Origin of the sequence: Nonomuraea rosea, assembly GCF_039539705.1 — a bacterium.
GTDB classification, from domain to species: domain Bacteria; phylum Actinomycetota; class Actinomycetes; order Streptosporangiales; family Streptosporangiaceae; genus Nonomuraea; species Nonomuraea rosea.
On sequence record NZ_BAABDQ010000073.1, the window covers coordinates 13,437 to 33,573 of the forward strand.

Consider the following 20,137-nt stretch of genomic DNA (forward strand, 5'->3'; position numbering starts at 1 on the left):
GGCTGTGAGCAGCACGTTCTTCGGAATGTAATCAGCTCTCACAACCCCAGGGTGAGGCGAGAGCGAATCGCCCCCATCAGTCAGGGTTGGTGTTCTTCGGTGGTCGCCACATCGCAATTGCCACAGAAATAGAGCCCTGCTCGAAAGCCAGATAGAGGCGACATCCCACGACACGAGGACACATCGTGTGTCCGTGCACGTTCACAAGGTGATGGCAATGGATTGGCCGACACGCATCCGGACCGAGCGCGAAGCACGCGACTGGGACAAGCACACCATGGCCCGCCGCCTGAGAGAGGCTGCCGGAGACGAACCTCTCCCCGACCACACATCACTCGTCAGATACATCCGGCGCTGGGAGTCCGGCGACGTCACCACGATGACCGAACGCTATCGGCTGCTGTTCGGCCGCATCTTCTCGCGCGATTCACGAATGCTGTTCCACGACCACGAGAACAATAGAGAAGAAGGGCACCACCGTCCGCCGCGTGAAGAGGACGATCCCACGAAACGTCGCGACGCGCTCAAACTGGGCCTGGCCGCCACCATCGGCCAGGTGTTGAGCGAGGCTGCCGACGAAGCCCTGGAGTTCACCCGCCGCGCGAACACGTCCGCCGTCGGCCGCGGCACCCTCGACCATCTCGAAAGCGTCATCCGCGACATCGCGGGCAGCTACTCACGGCGTACGCCAGCGGACCTGTTCACCGTGGCCCGCCTCTACCGCCGCAAGGTCGATCAACTCCTCGCGGGCCCACACACTCTCAAGGAGCAGCGAGAGCTGTTCGTCCACGCCGGACTGCTGTCGGAGACCCTGGCCTGGCTGGCTCACGATCTGGGCGACCCGCTGACCGGGGAGGCGTACGCCATCGACTGCTTCGAGCACGCCGACCAGGCCGGGCACGACGAGCTGTGCGGGTGGGCGACCGACGCGATGGCCTCGATCGCCCTGCACGCCGATCACCCCGCCCGAGCCGTGGCAGCCGCCTCACGCGGCCTCACCCGTGTCCCGGCAGATCACCCGCTGGCGGTGCGGCTCCAGGCCCAGGCGTCACGAGGTTACGCCCGGCTCGGCGACCGCGACGCCTTCGACGACAGCTACCAGCAGGCCGATCGCCTGTGGAACGCTCTGCCCTCTCGCACCCCGGCCCGCCCGGACGGCATCGACACCGGCCCGTTGGCCACGTATGCGATGACCACCTACACGGCCTCGTCCTACATCTGGCTCGGCGATTACGAACAGGCCCGCCTTCATGCCGAGCGTGCCGTTGCGGCCCACGAGACGACTCCGCCGGCCAAACGATCCCTGAGCCGGGAAGCGATCGCCCAACTGGATCTCGGCATCGCGATGGCGTTCCTCGGCTCTGCAGAGGACGCGGTGGCACTCGGTCTGCGGGCGCTGGCCACACCCCGGCTGGTGCCCTCCGTTCGCGCTCGCGCGACCGACCTGAACACCGCCCTCACCGAACAGCATCCTGGAACGAGTTCTGCCGCGGAGTTCCAGACGGCCCTGGCCGGCATACGGGTAGGAACGGCACCATGAGCGAGCGCGACGACATTCCCGCCCGGCGGGAGCTCCACATCCGCAAGCCCTACTTCGACCTCATCGCCTCCGGCATCAAGACCGTGGAGGTGCGAGTGGGATACGCGAGCATGCGGAAGATCCAGCCTGGCCAGGAACTCGACTTCGTCTCAGGCGATCAACGGCTGCGGACTAGGGTCGTGCGCGTGAGCGAATACGCCTCCTTCGAGGCCCTTCTGGAGCACGAGGATCCGATCGCTATCGGCGGGGACCTCGGCAAGAACCCCGACGAGCTTCTCGGCGTGATCAGAAGCATCTACCCGGCAGAAAAGGAACGCCTGGGCGTCCTCGCTCTAGCAATCGAACCGTTCGGTCGCTAGGCATGGTGGAAGGGTGTTCGCGACCGGCTACCCCACTGTGGAGGAGCACGGCAGGTCAGCGGCCAGCGCTGGCCTGGAGAATGGCGAAGTCGGCGTGTCTACTCAACGGCCTCGGGGTAGCCCTGCGTCCTGTCGCGCCCGGTCAGGGCCCGGTAGATGCTGCCAGAGACGGGTCGCTCGGTCTCGGCCTGGAGGCAGTTGCGGGGACGGTCAGCGCGTGTGGTCGGCGCGGTTCCACCACACGGCGGTGGTGACGACGCCGACCACACCGGTGGCCGCGACCAGCAGCAGGCCGAGCAGGCCGGGCGGGTCCTGGCCTGCTCCGGCGATGCCGGCATACAGGCCGGGCACCGACCATGGGAAGTAGGCTCCGTAGCCGAGCGCGGCGATCACCTGCGCGCAGAACACCAGGCCGAACAGGACGCCGACGGCGGCCAGATAGCCACGCCCGACGCTGGCGGCCAGGGCCAGGGGCGCACTGGCCAGCGCGGCCAGCATGGCCGCGGCCAGGATGTGGGCGAGGCCGGTGGCCGCGGCCGGGGCCGACCAGGCGGGCAGTCCGAGCAGGGAGCCGATGAGCAGGCCGAGCCCGGCCAGCAGAACGGCCAGCAGCAGCGCCCAGACGGCGGCGACAGCGAATTTGGCGGCCACGACGGCGGTGCGGGACGTGGGCAGGGCGAGCAGGTCGGTGGCAGTGTGGTCGCTGAACTCGCGGCCGAACAGCCAGATGGCGATGAGCCCGTAGACGCCGCCGCCGCCGACCGCGCCAGCCTGGGCCAGGAGGGCGAGGTAGCCGGGCCAGTCAGCGCTGGCGCCGGACAGCTGCGCCTTGCCGCCGAGCAGTCCGAGCGCCCGGGCGCGGGCGGGGTCGGCGAGGATGAACATGAACATGCCGCACACCAGCGCGGCGACGGTGAAGGCGAGCGCGGTGATCCAGGGCAGGCGGCTGCGCCGTACCTTGAGCAGCTCGGCCCACAGTGCCTCACGCATGGTGTTCTTCGCCCTCGGCGGGCCGGCCGGCCAGGCCGGCTTGGCGGGGCTGTCCGATCGTGCGCAGGAAGTAGCTCTCCAGGTCTTCTTCCTCCAGGTGCAGCTGGGTGGGTGGCGCTCCGCCGTGCACCAGCACGGTGGCGACCTGGTCCGGCCTGGACAGGGCGCGCTCCTCGGTGAGCAACAGCCCGGCCGGGGTGGCGGGGGTGGGGTGGTAGCCGTGCGCGCGCAGCACCGCCTGGGCGGCGTAGTCGTCGCGGGTGGAAAGGCGCAGGTGGCGGCGCCGGTGCCGGTCCAGCTGGCCGGCGTCGTGTTCGACGATGAGGCGGCCGTGGTGCAGGATGCCGATGCGGGTGGCCAGGCGGGCGACCTCGGCCAGCAGGTGGCTGGACAACAGCACGGTGGTGCCGTGCTGGTGGGCCGTCTCGGCGAGCAGGGCGCGGATCTCGGCGACGCCGGCGGGGTCAAGGCCGTTGACGGGCTCGTCGAGGATGAGCAGGCCGGGGGCGTGGATGAGGGCTTTGGCCAGGGCCAGGCGCTGCAGGTTGCCGAGTGACAGGGCGCGGGCGCGGCGCTCCGCGTACGGGGTGAGCGCCAGGCGTTCGATGATGTAGTCGACGACGCTGTTGCCGGTGCTGGTGGCGGTGCCGGGCAGGCGGCGGACTACTTCCAGGTTCTCGCGCACGGTCAGTTCGGGGTAGGCCGTGGCCGTCTCGACCAGATAGCCCACCTTCGCCCATGCGGTGCGGTCGCCGGCGGTGACGTCGGAGCCCAGGACGCGCACCGTCCCGGCGGTGGGTGCGATCATGCCGAGCAGCAGGCGGATCAGGGTTGTCTTGCCGGCGCCGTTGAGGCCGAGCAGGGCGTAGATCTGTCCCGCCTGCACGTGCAGGGTGACATCGTCGACGGCCCGCACGTCGCGGTAGCGCTTGCTCAGGTGGGAGATTTCGATGACATCCGTGGCCGCGCGGGCCGTGGGCGCAGGTCCAGCTGCGGCGCCATCAGATGGTGGGGTGAGGCGATGCACGGGCACATCCTTGTCTCGACGCGGACTGGACGTGCCGACCAGGCTTCCCGGCTCACCTGTCCTCAGCCTAGCCCTGCCGGCCTCGTGCCGGGCAGTGGCGGCGCCGGTCGGTTCCGGCGGACCTCGCCGTCCCGGTCACCTTCGGTCGATCCACCGGGGCCGGTGGGCGAGTGACGAGCTCAGCGCGGTACGCGTGTCTGTTCCCAGCGGCGCAGCAGGCCAGGCAGTTCGCCCAGCAGGAACGCATAAAAGTCGCGCATCCGCGTGAGCCGTTCGTGGGCCGGGTCGCCGGAGGCGGTGACGCAGATGCCGGTCTCGGCGGCCTGCAACATGACGTGGACGACGGTGTTCTGGGTGGAGAACAGGGTGGGCCAGGCGTCGTTGCGCAGCCGGTAGTGCTCGCGGCGGCTGCCGGGTGCGGGCAGGCGTTCGATCAGGCCGACCGAGAGCAGGGACTTGACCGAGCCGGAGACCGAGCCGGCGCTGACGCCGAGCCGGTCGGCGATCTCGCCCATGGTGACCGTCTCGGCGTCGGTGAACAGGAACACCGCCAGCGTCCGGGCGGCCATGCGCTGCAAGCCGCCTTCGGTCAGGGTCAGGGCCAGCCGTTCGGCCGCCTGCCACTGCTCGTCTCTGTCGTTCACCTGCCACCTCCGGTAGGCGATCAGGATAGCGAACCTCAGAAGTGTTCAGAAACTTCTGAAGATTCGCTATATTGCTGGCATCGGCTCCGTTCCGGAGATGCGATGGTGTGCCGGGAAGCCTGGTCGGCGACGTGAGTTCGCTCACGTGCCGACGAGGAGATGACCCCGATGACCTTGCTCAGCCGCCTGCTCGGCGTACGTCCCACCATCCGGCACCCGGTACGTGTACGGCGCGATGTCGAGATCCCGGCCGCCGACGGCGTGCGCCTGCTGGCCACCCACTACTACCCGGCCGATCTGGACCGGCCGCCGCTGGTGCTGCTACGCAGCCCGTACGGCCGGGGCAACGCGCTCGACCAGTTGCCGAAGCTGCTGGCCGAGCGCGGCTACCAGGTGCTGTATCAGAGCCTGCGCGGCACGGCCGGCTCCGGCGGTCGCTTCGACGGTTTCACCATCGACCCCGCCGACGCCGACGGCACCCTGAGCTGGCTGCGCACCCAGCCGTGGTTCGCCGGCGCGCTGGCCACCTGGGGAGCCAGCTACCTCGGCCTCGTGCAGTGGGAGCTGGCCGCCCGGCACATCCCGGAGTGGAAGATCGCGCTGATCCAGGACGCGCCGTCGGCCTTCGCCGAGCACTTCATGTACCCGGGCGGCGCGTTCGCGCTGGGCAACGCGCTGGGCTGGGTCCAGCTCGTGGACACCATGTTCAGCGGCAACTTCTCCCTCACCCGGCAGATGCTGGCCACCTTCACCGCCGGCCGCAAGCTGCGCCGCGCCACCCGCACACTTCCGCTGGAGCAGGCCGATCGCGCGCTCACCGGGCACCGGGTGAGCTGGTTTCAGGAGTGGATCGGCAACGGCCGCGACCAGGCGTACTGGGAGCGCATGGACCACCGCGCCAACACCGGGCGGATGCCGCCCCGGGTGCACCTGCAGGGCGGCTGGTACGACTTCTTCCTGCCCAGCATGCTGGCCGACCACGCGCGCCTGCTGGCCGCCGGGCGCGAGGTCCGGCTGCTGATCGGACCATGGGGACACGGCCGCGGCCTGTACACCCGCGAGGGCATGCAAGACGCGCTGACCGCCCTGGACGCGGCTCTGAACGGTCATGCAGCACCCACCAGGGTGCGGGTGTTCGTCACCGGCGCCAACCTGTGGCAGGACCTGCCCAGTTGGCCGCCCGCACACCAGCCCACCTGCTGGTATCTGTATGCTGGCGGGCGGCTGAGCCGTGAGGGCCCCGCGCCTGAGGCGAGCCCCAGCCGCTACCGCTACGACCCCGGCGACCCGACTCCCACGGTGGGCGGGACGGCGGTGAGCGGGTCCGCGGGCCCGAAGGACAACCGCGCCATCGAAGCCAGAGCGGACGTGCTCACCTTCACCACCGCGCCGTTGACCGAGGACGTCGAGGTGATCGGCCTGGTACGGGTCCGCCTGCACGCCCGATCATCCATCCCGGACGTTGACTACTTCGCCCGCCTGTGTGAGGTGAGCCCGCGCGGCCGCTCGCTTAACCTGTGCGATGGCATCGTCCGGCTGAACCAGCCCGGCGACATCCGCGCCGAAGGTATTCGCGTGGTCGACATCGAGCTGTGGCCGCTGGCCCACCGCTTCGTCCGCGGCCACCGGATCCGGCTGCAGGTCTCCAGCGGCGCCCACCCCCGCTACGGCCGTAACCCGGGCACCGGCCAACCCTTGGCCACAGGGCGTGAGCTGCGCGCGTCAGAGCACGAGATCTTCCACGACCCGGAACACCCGTCAGCCCTCTGGCTGCCCCTCACCCCAGGACTGTCATGAAACTGCTCGTTCTCGGCGGCACCCACCACGTGGGCCGCGCCCTCGTCGAAACGGCGCTGAAGCGCGGGGACGAGGTGAGCACGCTCAACCGCGGCCTCAGCCGCCCACCGGCCCCCGGCGTCACCGCGCTCGTCGCCGACCGCACCGACACCCCGGCGTTCACCGCCGCGCTCGCCGGAAAGGAGTGGGACGCCGTCATCGACACCTGGGCCTGGGCGCCACGCGTCGTCCGCGACAGCGCCCGCCTGCTGGCCGGCCGCACCGGCCACTACGGCTACGTCTCCAGCCGCGGCGTGCACCGCTGGCCGTGGCCGGCGGGCGCGGACGAGCGCGCGCCGCTCGTCGACGGCGACCCCGACAGCGACGACAGTACTGACTACGCCGCTGCCAAGCGCGGCGGTGAGCTGGCCGTCATCGAGGCTTTCGGCGCGCGGGCGCTGCTGGCCAGGGCCGGGATGATCCTGGGACCGTATGAGGACGTCGGCCGCATCCCGTGGTGGCTGCGCCGCCTGGAGAAAGGCGGCCGGGTGCTGGCTCCTGGCCCGGCGGACACTCCGCTGCAGTACATCGATGTCCGCGACATGGCGGCCTGGATGCTGCAGTGCGCCGAACGCCGGCTCGGCGGCGCCTACACGGTGACCGGCCGCCCCGGCGCGGCCACGATCGGGCAGTTGCTGCAGACGGCGCTGGAGGTGACCGGCTTCGACGCCGAGCTGGTGTGGGCGAGCGAGGACCTGCTGCGCCGGGAGGGCGTGTGGCTGGGCATGGAGTTCGGGCTGCGCTTCCCGCACGACCCGGCACCGACCGGCATGCACGACGCCGACGTACATGCCGCCTTCGCCGCCGGGCTGACCACCCGGCCGCTGCGCGACACGATCGCCGACACCTGGGCCTGGCTGCAGGCCGAAGGCGACCCCGCCCCGCGCCCGGATGCCCCCTCACCCGGCACCTGGCTCGACCCCGCCGCCGAGCGGCGCGTCCTCGACCAGCTCTGACCCCCTACCGGCTTCAGCAAGGAACCTTTATGCGCGCCATCATCATCGGAGCCGGCATCGCCGGCCTGGCCGCCGCCCTGCGGCTGTCCCAGATCGGCTGGGACAGCCTCATCATCGAACGCGCCCCCACCCGCCGCAGCGGCGGCTACGCCGTCACCTTCGGCGGCATCGGCCACGACGCCGCCGAACGCCTCGGCATCCTGCCCGGCCTCCAGCAGCGGGCCTTCATCACCGAAGAACTCGTCTACCACAAGCCCAACGGCGAGCGGCGCTTCACCCTCACCGGCGCGATCATCGCCGCGACCATGGGCCCCCGCTCGATGAACATCCTGCGCGGCGACATCGAAACCGTCCTGTACGAGCAGGTGCGCGACAGCGCCGAGATCCGCTTCGCCACCACCATCACCGCCGTCGACCAGGACACCCACGCCGTGCACGTCACCCTCAGCGACGGCACCGTGGAGCACGCCGACCTGCTGATCGGCGCCGACGGCCTGCACTCGGCCACCCGCGCCCTGGCATTCGGGCCTGAGGAAGACTACCTGCTCGACCTGGAGCACATGGTCGCCGTCTACATGCTCGACAAGCGCCCCGCCTCCATCACGCCCGGCACCACCGCCACCCTGTCCTCACGCGGCCGCACCATCGCGGTCATCAGCGCCGGCGACGGCCGCAACGTCGCCTTCTTCGGCTACCGCACCGAAGCCGGCACAGGCACCCGCGCCGACGACCCCGCCACGGTGCTGCCACAGGTCTACGGTGACCTTGGCTGGGTCATCCCCGAGGTCCTGGCCGGCATGGCGAGGACCGACTCGGTCTACTTCGACACCATCAGCCAGGTCGTCGCCCCCGCCTGGAGCCGCGGCCGCGTGGTCCTGCTCGGCGACGCCGCCTGGTGCGTCACCCTGTTCGCCGGCTACGGCTCAGCGCTCGCCGTCGGCGGCGCCGACCGGCTCGGCACCGAACTGGAACGCCACCCCGGCGACATCGCCGCCGCCCTGGCCGCCTGGGAGACGGCGCTACGACCCGAGGTGGAAGCGAAGCAGAAACTCGGCCGCCGGGTCAAAGGCGTCTACGCCCCCGCCAACCCGCTGCTGCTGTGGCTGACCCAGCTCCCGCTGCGCCTGGCCGCCCTGCCGCCGGTGCGCCGGTACATGACCCGCCGCTTCATCAAAGGCTGAGTGAACCCGTCGGCTGCAGGTGCGGCGGCTGCCATCGCCAGGTGATGTTGCCACCGGCGGCGATGCCCTTGGTGATCTTCTGTCGGAATCGCGCTCGTTACGAGAAGCCGGGCACGGACTCAGGGGTGGTCGTCGGCCTGCTGGCCGTTCCTGCGCCGCGTTGGCTCCTCCGCCGGGAAGAGGATCATGCTCAGAAGGTGAGGGCTACGGTCGGGCGCAGGATTGTTGCCCACCCTGGAGGCCAGGACGTCGCGCAGCTCGCTGATCATCTCGACGAGCTCGCCCGGGGTGAGCCAGACGGTGCCCTGCCGGTAGCCCACGGAGTCGGCGGTCGGGTCGGCTCCGTCCCGGTCGAGGTAGGCATTGAACTCGGCGTGCAGGGCGGCCATGGCTGCGGCGAACCCGTGACGATGCTCGTCCAGGGACATCGACGCGGCCATGTCGGCGTCGATCCCTGCATGCTCGCGGCGCAGCCGGTAGTGGCGCTCGACGGCGCCGTGCACGCGCTGCTCGTCGACGACTTCCAGCACTCCCGCCTCGACCAGCAGACCGACGTGCCGGTACACCGTGGTCTTGGGGACGTCGGGAAGGCCGACGCACAGGTCGGACGTGGTGCGGGTACGACCGCCGGACATGGCGTGCACGATGCGCAGCCGGACCGGGTGCAGGAGCAGATCAAGGGTATCCACGGCCCTACAATCCCATATCTGGTACCGTTCCTAAAATTGGGAATGCAAGCGCCGGTGGCATAGCGAGGAGTGGCGGCCGAGAGGCGCAGTTTCTTCTCCGTCAGGTCGGCGCCGATAGTGAAGGAGTCAGCGATGCAACGTCAGACGGCCGGGGCGACGCCGCCAGTAGGACGGCTCTATCAGGTCGGGGATCGGAGGCTGTTTCTCCACCGATCGGGCAGCGGGGGCCCGGCGGTGGTGTTCCTGCCCGGGGCCGGCTCATCAGGGATGGACGGCTTCATCGTGCAACAGCGGGCCGCCGAGCTGACCACGAGCGTGCTCTACGACCGAGCCGGAACGGGGTGGAGTGACCGAGCCGAGCTGCCGCGCACCTGCGCCCAGGTCACCGACGAGCTGCGCGAGCTGCTGCGGGTCGTGGGCGTGCCCGCTCCCTACCTGCTGGTCGGTCATTCCCTCGGCGGCCTCTACGCACGCCACTATGCGCAGCGCTTCCCCGACGAGGTGGCGGGGCTGGTCCTGGTAGAGCCCGAACATGAGGACTACGACTCCTACATGCCCAAGGAACTGAACGAGCTATATCAGGCATGGGACCCCGACGAGGCGATGCCTGACGAGCTGCCCGACGAAATCATCCAGTTCTACCGCACCCTGTTCGCGCGGGAGATGGCCGACTGGCCGGAAGAGATCCGCGAGCCGCTGATCGAACGTCACGTCAGCCCGGAATGGCTGAAGATCGGCGGCCAGGAGGCGGCCAACCGTTACCGACTCCATGACGAGGTACGCAACGCGGGACCGATGCCCGACATCCCGCTGATCGTGCTCACCGCCACAGCGATCGACCCCTTCAAAGAAGCGGTCACCCAGGGCATACCCACATCGCTCCTCCACGAGGAGGCCGAAGCCAAAACGCGGCTCTACACCGCGCTGGCCACATCGGTTGCGCACGGCGAGAACCGCGTCATCGACGACGCCGGACACCTCTCCGTCATATTCCGCCGTCCCGACGCCGTTCTCCAAGCGATCCAAGATCTACTCGGCAGCTGATCAGGCCAGCCGTTCCCCGGCCGCGTCGATTTCCCGGCCCCGAACTGCCCAGAAATACGGGGTTGATACTGGTGAGATCGCCTCCCGTCGAGCTGGCCGGTGGGGTGGGGCGGCGTGGGTTGAGGGTCGGGTGGGCTTGATGACACCGCTGGGGGTGATGGGCTTGACTGCCTCATGATTCGGTGGACGATCTCAGTCCGGCCGTGGACGTCAGCGGATCTACAGTTGGGGTGGTTGCTCCGCACCCGGTGTGGCTTGGGCGTCGTCTTCCTCCACTCGCACATAACCCGCGGAGTGAACGGCCAGGCCCAAGATCGTGCCAATCAGGATCGCGATCCCCGCGATCGTCAAGATGTGCCAGAAGCCGGCGACCACCCCGATGTACCCGAGCCCGAGCGCAGCTTGCTGCGCCACCAGCACGAGAACGGAACTCGTCATGCGCCGACGATAGGTTTCCTGACGGTTTAACACGATAAGAGCAGACAAGATCGGGATGGCCAAGGAGAAAGCGATCACGCAGATCTGGGCGGACAGATCAAGGGTGGCGGCTCCCGGGGTCAGGAACGGCTGCACCATGACGACTCCGATACCGATCAAGCCGCCGTACATCAGGTTGTTCTGCCGGAGGGTTTCGTCCTGATGCGCTGCCGCCCGCTTCTTCCACCATTCCCCCTGTGCGGCGGCTTGTCGCCTCCACCACGCTTCGTTCGCGATGTTCTCGTCCATGGCGACCATTGTGCATATGGCGCGAGCCTGCCTTCGCCATTGCCCCGGCTTGGTGATGAACGAGCCAGGTTGCGGGTGCGACAGCAGCCAGGCGCAACCGGCTGGCGCACCCCTTTCCCCGAGCACGACATGGGCGAGCGCGTCGCCCGCCTGGTCAACGGCCAACTGCTCGACTACACGCAGGTCGGCGACGACTTCGCGCTGGCCAGGATCCGCTCGCCCGCAGACTACCTCGGCATTTCCTTCGGGCAGTGCGACCTGCGCCGCAAGCACGGCATCACCATCGTCGCCGTCGAACGCCCTGAGCAGGAGATGACCTACGCCACGACCGACACCGAGTTGGCCGATGGTGACGTCGTCATCATCTGCGGCCGAGCCGAACAAGTTGACCGATTCACCGAACGGGCATAAGCAACCTGGACACAGCCGCGGCGTTCGCGACGTGCCTCTGCGCCAGGCCGCACTGCCGCCGGCGCGCCGGTACATGACCCGCCGCTTCATCAAGGGCTCAATCGCCTGAACCGCGGTCGGCGGATGCCGCATAGGACGGCCTCGGCTCAGTGGTGGTCGGCAGGCGACGGCAGGTGCAGCGGCTGCCATCGCCAGGTGGCGTTGCCGTCGGCGGCGATGCCCTTGCGCCACAGCGGTGCGGGCATCAGCCGGATCATGGTCACCAGCGCCCGGTGCGCGGCCGCCGACGTGGTGCGCCGGCCGTCGGCGCGGGCGCCGCGCGCGGTGGCCTGGGTGCGCGGGCGGCGCTCGGCGTCGTAGCGGCGCAGCGCCGCCTCGACCGTGAGCGCACCGGCGGGCTCATCAGCGAGGGCGGCAGCGAGCACGACGGCGTCTTCGATCGACTGCCCCGCGCCCTGACCGCGATCGGGGCTCATCGCGTGCGCGGCGTCACCAACGGCCGGTTCGAGATCAGCGCCCACGGCCCGGACACGGTGGGGCTGTTCTGGGCGATCGCCCCGCAGAGTGCGTGACATGCTCAAGCGGCCCGTAGTCGGACGGCCGTGGTGAGCTACGCCCACGGCAGGTCATTCGTCACTGTGGGCCGGACGACGTCGGCCCCACCGATCCCGCCATGCCGTCGATCTGCTGATATGGCCTGCGGCTTCTCCAAGGCGGGCTGGACATGATGTTGTACGTCCGGTCCGCCGAGGCGCTTGTGGGTTCACCGTATTGTTCGGCGATCAGCTCTTCTGCGCGAGGGGTCCGAGATCGCGGACGACCTCGGACAGGGCCCGGATGAGCTCGTTTTCCGTCTCGCTGCGCCACACCAGCGCGTACGGCAGCGCTCCTATGTCGGTGACCGGCCGGTAGGCGATGTCCGGCCGTACCCAGTAGCGGGTCATGTGGGCGGGGAAGAGGGTGACGATCTCGGCCATGCTGGTGAGGGTGATGGCCTCTTCGGTGCTGCGTACGGAAGGGCCACGCTCGATCGGGCGGCCACGGCGACTCTGCGGCGGTGCGTAGGCGTCGAACCAGTAGCCGGGCCCGATGTCGGTCTGAGGGTGCTGGAAATCGGCGACCATCTCCAGCGAGACCGAAGTGCGCTGGGCGAGTTCATGGTCGACGGCGACGGCCAGCACCCGCGGCTCGGCGAACAGGACCGGTCCCACGGTGAGGTCGGGCTCCTCCACGGGCAACCAGACGATCAGGACGTCGACGTCCCCGCGGCGCAGCGCGGCGAAGGCGTCGCTGAACTGTATCTGCCGAATGCGTAGCCGCCACTGCGGGTGACGGAGGCGGAAGACGTCCCAGAAGGGGCGCAGGTCGTAGGCGTTTATGGAGACCATGCCGACGCGCAGCGTGCCGGTGATGCCCTGGACGGCCAGTTGGGCGCGCTGCACGCTGTCTTTCAGCCCGGCGTAGAGGGGCCGCAGGTCGTCGCGGAGCTGGCGGCCGACCGGCGTCAGCCGTACCGTGCGGTTGTTGCGTTCGAACAGCGGGGCGCCGATCTGCCGCTCCTGCTTCTGGATCGCCTGGGTGACGCGGGCAGGCGACAGGCACAGCCGGTTGGCGGTGCGGCCGAAGTGCAGTTCCTCGGCCAGGATCAGGAAGATCTCGATGTCGCGCAGTTCCATGCCTGGCCTGCTTCGTTTACACCCACTGAAGATGATCTTGCGGGATTCGTCGTTGTTCCGGGTGTTCACCGTACTTGATCCTCGAAGCGTACGGATCGCTCGTTCGATGGAGCAAGTTGATGGACGTCCTCATTTCCGGCGCCGGCGTCGCCGGTCCCGCTCTGGCGTACTGGCTGCGCCACCATGGTGTCACCCCCACCGTGGTCGAGCGCGCCCTCCAGGTGCGCGCGGGTGGATACGCGGTGGGCTTGCGCGGCGAGGCGTTGGACGTGCTGGACCGCATGGCCCTGCTGGAGCAGGTCAAGGCGCTGGACACGCACATGGGCGACGTGGCGTTGGTGGACCGTGACGGCAACCAGTACGCCACCCTCCCCGCGCCGATCTTCGCGGGCGACCTGCAGATCCTCCGGGGTGACCTGACTGGCCTGCTGTATGAGGCCACCCGCCCGGAGGTGCAGTACGTCTTCGGCGACTCGATCGCCGGCCTGGAACCGGACGCCGGCGGCGTGCGGGTCACCTTCGAACGCGGTCGGCCGCGCCGCTTCGACCTGGTGGTCGGCGCCGACGGGCTGCATTCGCGCACCCGCTCGCTGGTGTTCGGGCCGCAGGCGCGGTTCGTCCGGCACCTGGGCATCTACACGGCGATCTTCAGCCTGCCCAACTACCTCGCCCTGCGAAACACCGGCCGGCTCCACAACATGCCGGGCAAGGCGGCCGGCATCTTCAGCGCCCGCGCCGACACCGAAGCGCGGGCGGCGCTGCACTTTGCCTGCTGGCCGCTGGCCTACGACCGCTACGACGCCGAGCAGCACAAGCGCATCGTGGCAGGGCAGTTCGCCGGAGAAGGCTGGCAGCTCCCGCGACTGCTGGAGGAGATGAGCAGGGCGCCGGACCTCTTCTTCGACGCCAACGCCCAGGTCGAGATGGACCGCTGGTCTTCGGGCCGGGTGGTGCTGCTCGGGGATGCCGGCTACGCCGCGGCGCCGACCTCGGGCCGGGGCGCCTCCCAAGCGCTGATCGGCGCCTACATCCTGGCCGGTGAACTGGCCGCGGCCGGCGGCCACCATGTGGCGGCGTTCGCCGCCTACGAGCGGGAGATGCGCGGCTTTGTCGCCGAGCATCAGCAGGTGGGGCGCGAAGGGGCCGACTGGTTCTTCATGGGCATGCCCAACCAGCAGGTGCTCGACAAGCTCGCCGCCAACGTACCGGACGGGACTCGCGCGCAGATCGTCAGGCTCAAGGACTACGCGCCCAGCTTCGCGGCGAAGGGGCCGTGACCGATGGGAACCATGAAAGGCCCATCGCCACCAGCGATCACGCAGATCAGGGCGCATCTGCCACCGCGGGCAGCAGGGCGGTACCGGAGGCCGCTGCCCCCGCTGCTCCTCCGGCCCACCGCTGGCCCCTCACGGGCGTCCTCGACCCAGCTGACCACCCTCGTGTTCGCCGCCGACCATACGGCGGCGTGTCAGTGGCCGCGTCAGGACGGCAACGGCCCGGTATCAGAGCGGTCGGCGATGGTGGCTGCCATGCACGGTTCAGCGATGGCGGTCCCGGGGCTGCGACAAGCATACGAAGACAAGATCGTGCTCGACGGCATCGACCTGGATGTCCGGCGGGGAAGTCGAGCCGGAGCATAGGCGCCACGGGCTCACCAGGCCCAGCTTGCCGCGGCCATAGGCGTCAAGCCGGGACAGGTCTTGAAGATCGAACACTGTAGACAAGGAGATTGATGATGGGACAGAGCAACGGCGGCTTCACCGAGGCAGGGCTGCGCAGGCTGCGTGAGGTGCTGGCGCGGTATGTCGAGTCCGGGAAGATTCCCGGGCTGGTGGCCCTGGTCGGCAGGGGCGGACAGACGCACGCCGAGGCGATCGGGACGATGCGTCATGACGGTGGCGCGCCGATGCGCCGGGATGCGATCTTCCGGATGGCGTCCACGTCCAAGCCGGTCACGATGGCGGCGGCGATGGTGCTGCTGGATGAGTGCCGGCTGCGGCTGGATGACGTGGTCGATGAGTGGCTGCCGGAGCTGGCCGACCGGAAGGTGCTGGTGCGGCCCGACGGCCCGCTGGAGGACACCGTGCCGGCGCGGCGGCCGATCACCGTACGGGACCTGCTCACCTCCACGTTCGGGCTCGGCGTGGACCTGACGCTGATGGGCTCCCCGATCATGGACGCGGTCCTGGAGCGGGCCAACTACAGCGGAGGCGTCGGGCCGGCGCCCGAGCCGGATGAGTGGATGCGCCGCCTGGGCGAGCTGCCGCTGTCCTACCAGCCCGGCGAGCGCTGGCAGTACGAGCTCAGCCACGATGTCCTGGCCGTGCTGGTCGCCCGGGTCACCGGCCAGTCGTTCGAGACGTTTCTGCGCGATCGCGTCTTCGACCCGCTGGGGATGACCGACACCGCCTTCCACGTGCCCGCCGGCAAGATCGACCGGCTGCCGCCCAGCTACGCCCCCGACCCGCAGACCGGAGAGTTCCACGTGTGGGACGAGGCCGCGAGCGGACGCTACAGCCAGCCTCCGGCCTTCCAGCATGGCGGCGGTGGGCTGGTCTCCACCGCCGATGACTACCACGCCTACTTCCAGATGTTGCTCAACGGTGGGACGCACCAGGGGAGGCGGATCCTGTCCCGGCCCGCCGTCGAGCTGATGACCACCAACCGCCTCACCCCCGAGCAGAACGCCGCCCGCAACGACCTGGCCAAGAACAACGTCCACGTCTCCTTCGGCCAAGGGCAGCAGGGCGGCTGGGGTTTCGGGATGGCGGTGCGCACCTACCGCGGCGACTACGCCTCCATCGGCCAGTTCGGCTGGGACGGCGGAACCGGCACCACGGCCTATGCCGACCCGGACAAGCAACTCACCGGCATCCTGCTCACCCAGGTCGGACTGTCCACCCCGGATCCGGCGCGGCTCATCCATGACTTCTGGACCACGCTCTACCAGGCAATCGACGACTGACACCTGGCACGCACCCCGGTAGGCCCGCTTTCAAGCCACGGCACCCGACAGTCAGCCCCTGACGGCCGAACCGTCGACGTTGCCGCCCGGCCCGGGCTTGACCCTGTCTGAGCACTCGAGATTCCCGGCACCAGCAGGACCGCATTCCATCCGTTCACTGCATTTCGTAACAGCTTCAAGGAGCACACCACCATGTCCATCACGCTGACCGACCAGGACAAGCTCACCCTGCGCACCGCCGCCTACGGCGCCGTCACACTGATGTCCGCCGCCGATGCCGCCGGCTCACCCCACAAGGCCGCCACCGAAGGCTCCATCGCCCTGTCCTCCGCGACCGGCCTGGTCGGGCACGTGCTCGCCGCCAAGACCAGGGACATCAAGCTGGACGGCAAGTCGGTCGCCGCGATCGCCGACCACGTGCTGCCGGCTCTGACGGCAGCCATGAGCCTGCTCAAGCAGCAGGATCCGGCAGAGGCCGACAACTTCCGCAACACCGTCATCGTCGCCGTCGAAGCAGCCGCCCGCACCCACCAGGCCGGGCCCAGTCCCACCATGGCGGACATGACCCGCAAGATCACCGCAGCCCTCGACGCCGCTTGAGGAGACGTCGGCCTGCGCAGCTACGGCAAGCACGCCGGCGACTTCCGGGTGGGAGCCGATGGCCGCCCAGCCACCGGCCTACCACCTCGCCCCATCCCCATCGACTCCGCATTGCTCGGCGGGCTGTTCGCCCGAACCCGACACCAAAGACGAGGAACCATGACTACCCCATTACCACCAGCGATCACGGCGACCGGGCAGCGCATCGACGGCGTGCACCAGCGCCCGGTCATCCGCGGCAAGGTCTTGCGGCGCGTGGCGGTCACGGCGCTGACGGCCGCGCTCCTGGCCGGGGCGGCCGCACCCGCGGAAGCCACCGCGGACAGCAGCCCGGCGGTGAGCACGGCGCCCGCTGGGCAGGATCGTCCGGAGCTGCAGCAGGCCATGCAGGCGTTTGTCGATGCCGGTTTCTCCGGGGTACAGCTGCGCGTGCACGATGAGCAGGGCGAGTGGGCCGGCAGCGCCGGGGTGCGCCGGCTGGACCAGGCCGCCAAGCCGCCCACCAACGGGCGGTTCTGGGCGGGCAGCGTCACCAAGACCTTCACCGCGACCCTGGTGTTGCAGCTGGTGGCCGAGGGCAAGATCACCCTGGACGCCCCGGTCGCCGACTACCTGTCCACGTACGAGCTGGACCGGCGGATCACCGTGCGGATGCTGCTGCAGCACACCAGCGGCTTGTTCAACTACACCGGCGACCTTCGTCCCGACGGAACGTGGGTGCCGGGGATCCCCGCGACCGGCGATGAGTGGCTGAACAACCGGTTCCGCTCCTACCGGCCCGAAGAGCTGGTACGGCTGGCGCTGTCCAAGCCGGCGAACTTTGCTCCAGGCGCGGACCAGAGCTATGCCAACACCAACTACACGCTGGCCCTGCTGCTGATCGAGAAGGTCACCGGCCGCTCCTACGCCCAGGAGATGCGGCAGCGCATCCTGCGGCCGCTCGGCCTGAAGGGCACCGTGGTGCCGGGCGACCGGACGCAGCTGCCCGCGCCGTACGCCCACGGCTACTACCGGTATGAGGAGGATGGCCGGCAGAAGACGGTCGACATCTCCCGCCAGAACCTCACCCTCCTGGCCGGCGCCGGTGACATGATCTCAACCACCCAAGACCTGCAGACTTTCATCTCCGCGCTGAATGGTGGCAAGCTCCTGCCGGGCCCGCTGCTGGCCGAGATGCGCAAGCCGTACGGGAAGTACAAGTACGGCTTCGGCCTGTTCGTCGAGGACCTGGGCCCGGGCTGCGGCACCGTCTACCAGCACAAAGGCAGCCCCCCGCACGGGTACGGGGCGCTGATGTACAGCTCACCCGACGGCAAGAAAACCCTGACCGCCTCGGTGACCTGGGTGGACAAGGCCACCAGAGGCCCGGCAAAGGACTTCCAGAGGCTCGTGGACGAGCTCGTCCAGCAGGTGTTCTGCGGCAGACAGACCGGGACGGCTGACGAGGCCAAGCCGGCTCAGTAGACGAGGCCGAGCACTGAGAGTGGACTCACTCCTTGCGGTCGTGCATCAGGTAGAGCGCGCACCGGGCCGCACGGGGATGCGACGAACGACCGCGAAGGAAGTGACAAGTGATAGAAGCCGACGTGATCATTGTGGGCGCCGGCCCGACCGGCCTGATGCTGGCGAATGAACTGCGCCTGGCCGGAGTGCGGCCGCTGGTACTGGAGCGTCAGCCGCAGCGCCGCGACACTCCGAAGGCCGGTGGCCTCGGCGGGCAGATCCTGGAACTGCTGCACTACCGAGGCCTGCTGGACCGCTTCCAAGCAGCCTGCACCGACCCTGCCCCAGCTCCCCGCTTCCCGTTCGGCGGCGTGCATCTGGACTTCACCCAGCTGGCGGATCCGCCGCTGCACGCCCTGCCGCTGCCGCAGCAGCAACTCGAGCGGCTGCTCGACGAACGCGCCGGCGAACTCGATGCCGACATCCGCCGCGGCCACGCGGTGACCGGGGTGAGCCAGGACGCTGCCGCGGTGACCGTGGACGTGCGCGGCCCGGACGGGCCGTACCAGGTGAGCGCCCGCTACCTCGTGGGATGCGACGGCGCGCGCAGCCGGGTCCGCGACTGGGCCGGCATCGGCTTCCCCGGCATCACCTATCCGGAGGTCAACCGGCTGGCCCAAATCACCTTGCCCGACACGGTGACCGTGCTCGGCGACGGCGGCCTCGACGTCCCCGGCTTCGGTGCGATCCGCGCGGGTTTCACCCGTACCGATCACGGTTTGTTCGGCATCGGAGCGTCGCCTGACTCTCAGGTCGTCTCCCTCTACACCATCGAAGACGAGACCACCGAGTACGACGACGACACCCCGATGACCGTCACCGAACTCCAAGACAGCCTCCACCGCGTGCTCGGTGTGCACCTGCCCGTGGGAGAGGCGATCCGGCTGTCGCGGTTCACCTTCAAGGCCCGCCAGGCCGAGCGCTACCGCCACGGGCGGATCCTGCTGGCCGGGGATGCGGCACATCTGTTCCCGGCCACCGGGGTGGCAATCAACGCCGGCATGCTGGACGCGGTCAACCTGGCCTGGAAGCTCGCCGCCGACCTCCACGGCCACGCGCCGGCCGGCCTGCTCGACACCTACCACGACGAACGCCACCTCGCCGGCGCCCGCACCCTGCTGCACACCCGAGCTCAGGTCGCATTGCGGCGCGGGCACGACCCGGCCGCCGAAGCGCTCCGGCAGGTCTTCCAGGAACTGCTCGCCGACGAGCAGCCGCTGCGCCGCATGGGCGCGCTGGTCGCCGGCACCGACATCCGCTACCCGATGCCCGGCTCCAACCACCACCCGCTGGCCGGGACCTTCGCACCCGACCTCACCCTGCATACCGACCAGGGCATCACCAGCGTCGCGGAGCTCCTGCACCCCGCCCGGCCCATCCTCCTCGACCTCGCCAACCGCCCGGAACTACGCGAGACCGCCCGCGACTGGGAGCAGCGCGTGGACCTCCACACCGCCAAAACCGACCAGCGACCGGCCGACGCCCTGCTGATCAGGCCGGACGCCCACATCGCCTGGGCCGTACCCATCGACGAACCCGCCGACAGCGCCACGCCCGCGTTGCGCGAAGCACTCTCGGGCTGGTTCGGCACGCCCCAGATGTGAGCCAAGCATCGGCCGGATGCAACACAGGCGGCCTGACAGTGCCCGGCGATAGAGGGCGGGGCCACCTGCTCAGCAGCTGGATGGTCGCTACACGGCATCCGGCCGATGCGGCCGGCCCGCAAGGGCGGACCAGAGCGGCCCGGAGCCGAGCTGTTCAGACCACTGCGGCAGGTCATTGAGTCGGTCAACCAGACCTTCAAGGGCCAGTTCACCCTCGAACGGCACCACAGCCGCACCCATTCACACTGCCTGGAGGAGTAATGACCAGTAGGTTCACCGAGTTGGTCGTCGACTGCCACGATCCGGAGCGCCTCGCGGCCTTCTGGTGCGCGGTCCTGGACTTCAAGGTGATCGACCGGAGCGAGGGCAAGGTCGAGATCGGCTCC

Annotated in this window: 20 protein-coding genes and 1 pseudogene; 14 read left to right on the plus strand and 7 right to left on the minus strand. The window is 69.5% G+C overall.

The features are described from left to right. Window positions 1–217: 217 nt before the first annotated feature. Both ABEA43_RS65470 and ABEA43_RS65475 read left to right on the plus strand, forming a co-directional pair. Entirely contained in the window at window positions 218–1,540 is a 1,323-nt protein-coding gene (locus ABEA43_RS65470) for a tetratricopeptide repeat protein (protein ID WP_345580285.1), read from the plus strand. After that, window positions 1,537–1,899 carry an ASCH domain-containing protein gene (locus tag ABEA43_RS65475; protein ID WP_345580288.1) on the plus strand — a complete coding sequence of 121 codons (363 nt, stop codon included), beginning with the start codon at window positions 1,537–1,539 and terminating at the stop codon, window positions 1,897–1,899. Before ABEA43_RS65470 ends, ABEA43_RS65475 begins: the two co-directional genes overlap by 4 nt. 210 nt (window positions 1,900–2,109) lie before the next feature. On the opposite strand, the gene ABEA43_RS65480 is transcribed toward ABEA43_RS65475, so the two are convergent. The 3 genes from ABEA43_RS65480 to ABEA43_RS65490 form a co-directional block, all read right to left on the minus strand. Further along, window positions 2,110–2,889 carry an ABC transporter permease gene (locus ABEA43_RS65480; RefSeq protein ID WP_345580291.1) on the minus strand — a complete coding sequence of 260 codons (780 nt, stop codon included), beginning with the start codon at window positions 2,887–2,889 and terminating at the stop codon, window positions 2,110–2,112. Then, complete coding sequence (locus tag ABEA43_RS65485) at window positions 2,882–3,916, minus strand: ABC transporter ATP-binding protein (protein WP_345580293.1); 1,035 nt, start codon at window positions 3,914–3,916, stop codon at window positions 2,882–2,884. Before ABEA43_RS65485 ends, ABEA43_RS65480 begins: the two co-directional genes overlap by 8 nt. A gap of 179 nt (window positions 3,917–4,095) precedes the next feature. Next, window positions 4,096–4,560 (minus strand): GbsR/MarR family transcriptional regulator, encoded by a 465-nt coding sequence (locus ABEA43_RS65490; protein WP_345580296.1) that lies wholly within the window; start codon window positions 4,558–4,560, stop codon window positions 4,096–4,098. Window positions 4,561–4,728: 168 nt separating this feature from the next. Here ABEA43_RS65490 and ABEA43_RS65495 point away from each other — a divergent pair, with 168 nt between their 5' ends. The 3 genes from ABEA43_RS65495 to ABEA43_RS65505 are packed head-to-tail and all read left to right on the plus strand — an operon-like array spanning window position 4,729 to window position 8,533. Continuing rightward, the gene (locus ABEA43_RS65495; RefSeq protein WP_345580298.1) at window positions 4,729–6,357 is read left to right on the plus strand and encodes a CocE/NonD family hydrolase; all 1,629 of its coding nucleotides are present in this window, start codon (window positions 4,729–4,731) and stop codon (window positions 6,355–6,357) included. Further along, window positions 6,354–7,352 carry an NAD-dependent epimerase/dehydratase family protein gene (locus ABEA43_RS65500; RefSeq protein WP_345580300.1) on the plus strand — a complete coding sequence of 333 codons (999 nt, stop codon included), beginning with the start codon at window positions 6,354–6,356 and terminating at the stop codon, window positions 7,350–7,352. The genes ABEA43_RS65495 and ABEA43_RS65500 overlap by 4 nt, the downstream gene beginning before the upstream one ends. Window positions 7,353–7,381: 29 nt before the next feature. Continuing rightward, the gene (locus tag ABEA43_RS65505; protein WP_345580302.1) at window positions 7,382–8,533 is read left to right on the plus strand and encodes an FAD-dependent monooxygenase; all 1,152 of its coding nucleotides are present in this window, start codon (window positions 7,382–7,384) and stop codon (window positions 8,531–8,533) included. A 119-nt stretch (window positions 8,534–8,652) separates the two neighbouring features. Here the strand turns inward: ABEA43_RS65505 and ABEA43_RS65510 are convergent, their stop codons facing one another. Then, window positions 8,653–9,222, minus strand: coding sequence for a helix-turn-helix domain-containing protein (locus tag ABEA43_RS65510; RefSeq protein WP_345580304.1), 570 nt, complete (start codon window positions 9,220–9,222; stop codon window positions 8,653–8,655). 132 nt (window positions 9,223–9,354) lie between these two features. On the opposite strand from ABEA43_RS65510, the gene ABEA43_RS65515 reads away from it, so the two are divergent. Then, complete coding sequence (locus ABEA43_RS65515) at window positions 9,355–10,266, plus strand: alpha/beta fold hydrolase (protein ID WP_345580305.1); 912 nt, start codon at window positions 9,355–9,357, stop codon at window positions 10,264–10,266. Between the two features lie 219 nt (window positions 10,267–10,485). On the opposite strand, the gene ABEA43_RS65520 is transcribed toward ABEA43_RS65515, so the two are convergent. Further along, window positions 10,486–10,992 carry a hypothetical protein gene (locus ABEA43_RS65520; protein ID WP_345580307.1) on the minus strand — a complete coding sequence of 169 codons (507 nt, stop codon included), beginning with the start codon at window positions 10,990–10,992 and terminating at the stop codon, window positions 10,486–10,488. 75 nt (window positions 10,993–11,067) lie between these two features. Between ABEA43_RS65520 and ABEA43_RS65525 the strand changes: the two genes are divergently transcribed. Next, on the plus strand, window positions 11,068–11,403 hold the full coding sequence (locus ABEA43_RS65525) for a TrkA C-terminal domain-containing protein (RefSeq protein ID WP_345580308.1): 336 nt from the start codon (window positions 11,068–11,070) through the stop codon (window positions 11,401–11,403). A gap of 146 nt (window positions 11,404–11,549) precedes the next feature. On the opposite strand, the gene ABEA43_RS65530 is transcribed toward ABEA43_RS65525, so the two are convergent. After that, on the minus strand, window positions 11,550–11,879 hold the full coding sequence (locus ABEA43_RS65530) for a hypothetical protein (RefSeq protein ID WP_345580311.1): 330 nt from the start codon (window positions 11,877–11,879) through the stop codon (window positions 11,550–11,552). A 306-nt stretch (window positions 11,880–12,185) separates the two neighbouring features. Continuing rightward, window positions 12,186–13,079 carry a LysR family transcriptional regulator gene (locus ABEA43_RS65535; protein WP_345580313.1) on the minus strand — a complete coding sequence of 298 codons (894 nt, stop codon included), beginning with the start codon at window positions 13,077–13,079 and terminating at the stop codon, window positions 12,186–12,188. 119 nt (window positions 13,080–13,198) lie between these two features. Between ABEA43_RS65535 and ABEA43_RS65540 the strand changes: the two genes are divergently transcribed. The 7 genes and pseudogenes from ABEA43_RS65540 to ABEA43_RS65565 all read left to right on the plus strand — a co-directional run. Next, window positions 13,199–14,356, plus strand: coding sequence for an FAD-dependent monooxygenase (locus ABEA43_RS65540; protein ID WP_345580314.1), 1,158 nt, complete (start codon window positions 13,199–13,201; stop codon window positions 14,354–14,356). A gap of 455 nt (window positions 14,357–14,811) precedes the next feature. Then, window positions 14,812–16,044 carry a serine hydrolase domain-containing protein gene (locus ABEA43_RS65545; protein WP_345580315.1) on the plus strand — a complete coding sequence of 411 codons (1,233 nt, stop codon included), beginning with the start codon at window positions 14,812–14,814 and terminating at the stop codon, window positions 16,042–16,044. A 192-nt stretch (window positions 16,045–16,236) separates the two neighbouring features. Continuing rightward, a complete protein-coding gene (locus ABEA43_RS65550) occupies window positions 16,237–16,644 on the plus strand; it encodes a hypothetical protein (RefSeq protein WP_345580316.1) in 408 nt (135 codons plus the stop codon). 159 nt (window positions 16,645–16,803) lie between these two features. Next, a complete protein-coding gene (locus tag ABEA43_RS65555) occupies window positions 16,804–18,108 on the plus strand; it encodes a serine hydrolase domain-containing protein (protein ID WP_345580317.1) in 1,305 nt (434 codons plus the stop codon). Between the two features lie 107 nt (window positions 18,109–18,215). After that, complete coding sequence (locus ABEA43_RS65560) at window positions 18,216–19,751, plus strand: FAD-dependent monooxygenase (protein ID WP_345580319.1); 1,536 nt, start codon at window positions 18,216–18,218, stop codon at window positions 19,749–19,751. 93 nt (window positions 19,752–19,844) lie between these two features. Then, window positions 19,845–19,988 (plus strand): annotated as a pseudogene (locus ABEA43_RS68575) (IS982 family transposase); the annotation flags it as partial. A gap of 23 nt (window positions 19,989–20,011) precedes the next feature. After that, window positions 20,012–20,137 (plus strand): VOC family protein (locus tag ABEA43_RS65565; RefSeq protein WP_345580321.1); only part of this gene is annotated, 126 nt, incomplete at its 3' end.

What these genes read in the sequence shown, in the direction of transcription:
- ABEA43_RS65470 (WP_345580285.1), top strand. Translation starts at nt 218, where the DNA reads ATGGATTGGCCGACACGCATCCGGACCGAGCGCGAAGCACGCGACTGG.
- ABEA43_RS65475 (WP_345580288.1), top strand. Translation starts at nt 1,537, where the DNA reads ATGAGCGAGCGCGACGACATTCCCGCCCGGCGGGAGCTCCACATCCGC.
- ABEA43_RS65480 (WP_345580291.1), bottom strand. Translation starts at nt 2,889, where the DNA reads ATGCGTGAGGCACTGTGGGCCGAGCTGCTCAAGGTACGGCGCAGCCGC.
- ABEA43_RS65495 (WP_345580298.1), top strand. Translation starts at nt 4,729, where the DNA reads ATGACCTTGCTCAGCCGCCTGCTCGGCGTACGTCCCACCATCCGGCAC.
- ABEA43_RS65500 (WP_345580300.1), top strand. Translation starts at nt 6,354, where the DNA reads ATGAAACTGCTCGTTCTCGGCGGCACCCACCACGTGGGCCGCGCCCTC.
- ABEA43_RS65505 (WP_345580302.1), top strand. Translation starts at nt 7,382, where the DNA reads ATGCGCGCCATCATCATCGGAGCCGGCATCGCCGGCCTGGCCGCCGCC.
- ABEA43_RS65515 (WP_345580305.1), top strand. Translation starts at nt 9,355, where the DNA reads ATGCAACGTCAGACGGCCGGGGCGACGCCGCCAGTAGGACGGCTCTAT.
- ABEA43_RS65520 (WP_345580307.1), bottom strand. Translation starts at nt 10,992, where the DNA reads ATGGACGAGAACATCGCGAACGAAGCGTGGTGGAGGCGACAAGCCGCC.
- ABEA43_RS65530 (WP_345580311.1), bottom strand. Translation starts at nt 11,879, where the DNA reads ATGAGCCCCGATCGCGGTCAGGGCGCGGGGCAGTCGATCGAAGACGCC.
- ABEA43_RS65535 (WP_345580313.1), bottom strand. Translation starts at nt 13,079, where the DNA reads ATGGAACTGCGCGACATCGAGATCTTCCTGATCCTGGCCGAGGAACTG.
- ABEA43_RS65540 (WP_345580314.1), top strand. Translation starts at nt 13,199, where the DNA reads ATGGACGTCCTCATTTCCGGCGCCGGCGTCGCCGGTCCCGCTCTGGCG.
- ABEA43_RS65545 (WP_345580315.1), top strand. Translation starts at nt 14,812, where the DNA reads ATGATGGGACAGAGCAACGGCGGCTTCACCGAGGCAGGGCTGCGCAGG.
- ABEA43_RS65550 (WP_345580316.1), top strand. Translation starts at nt 16,237, where the DNA reads ATGTCCATCACGCTGACCGACCAGGACAAGCTCACCCTGCGCACCGCC.
- ABEA43_RS65555 (WP_345580317.1), top strand. Translation starts at nt 16,804, where the DNA reads ATGACTACCCCATTACCACCAGCGATCACGGCGACCGGGCAGCGCATC.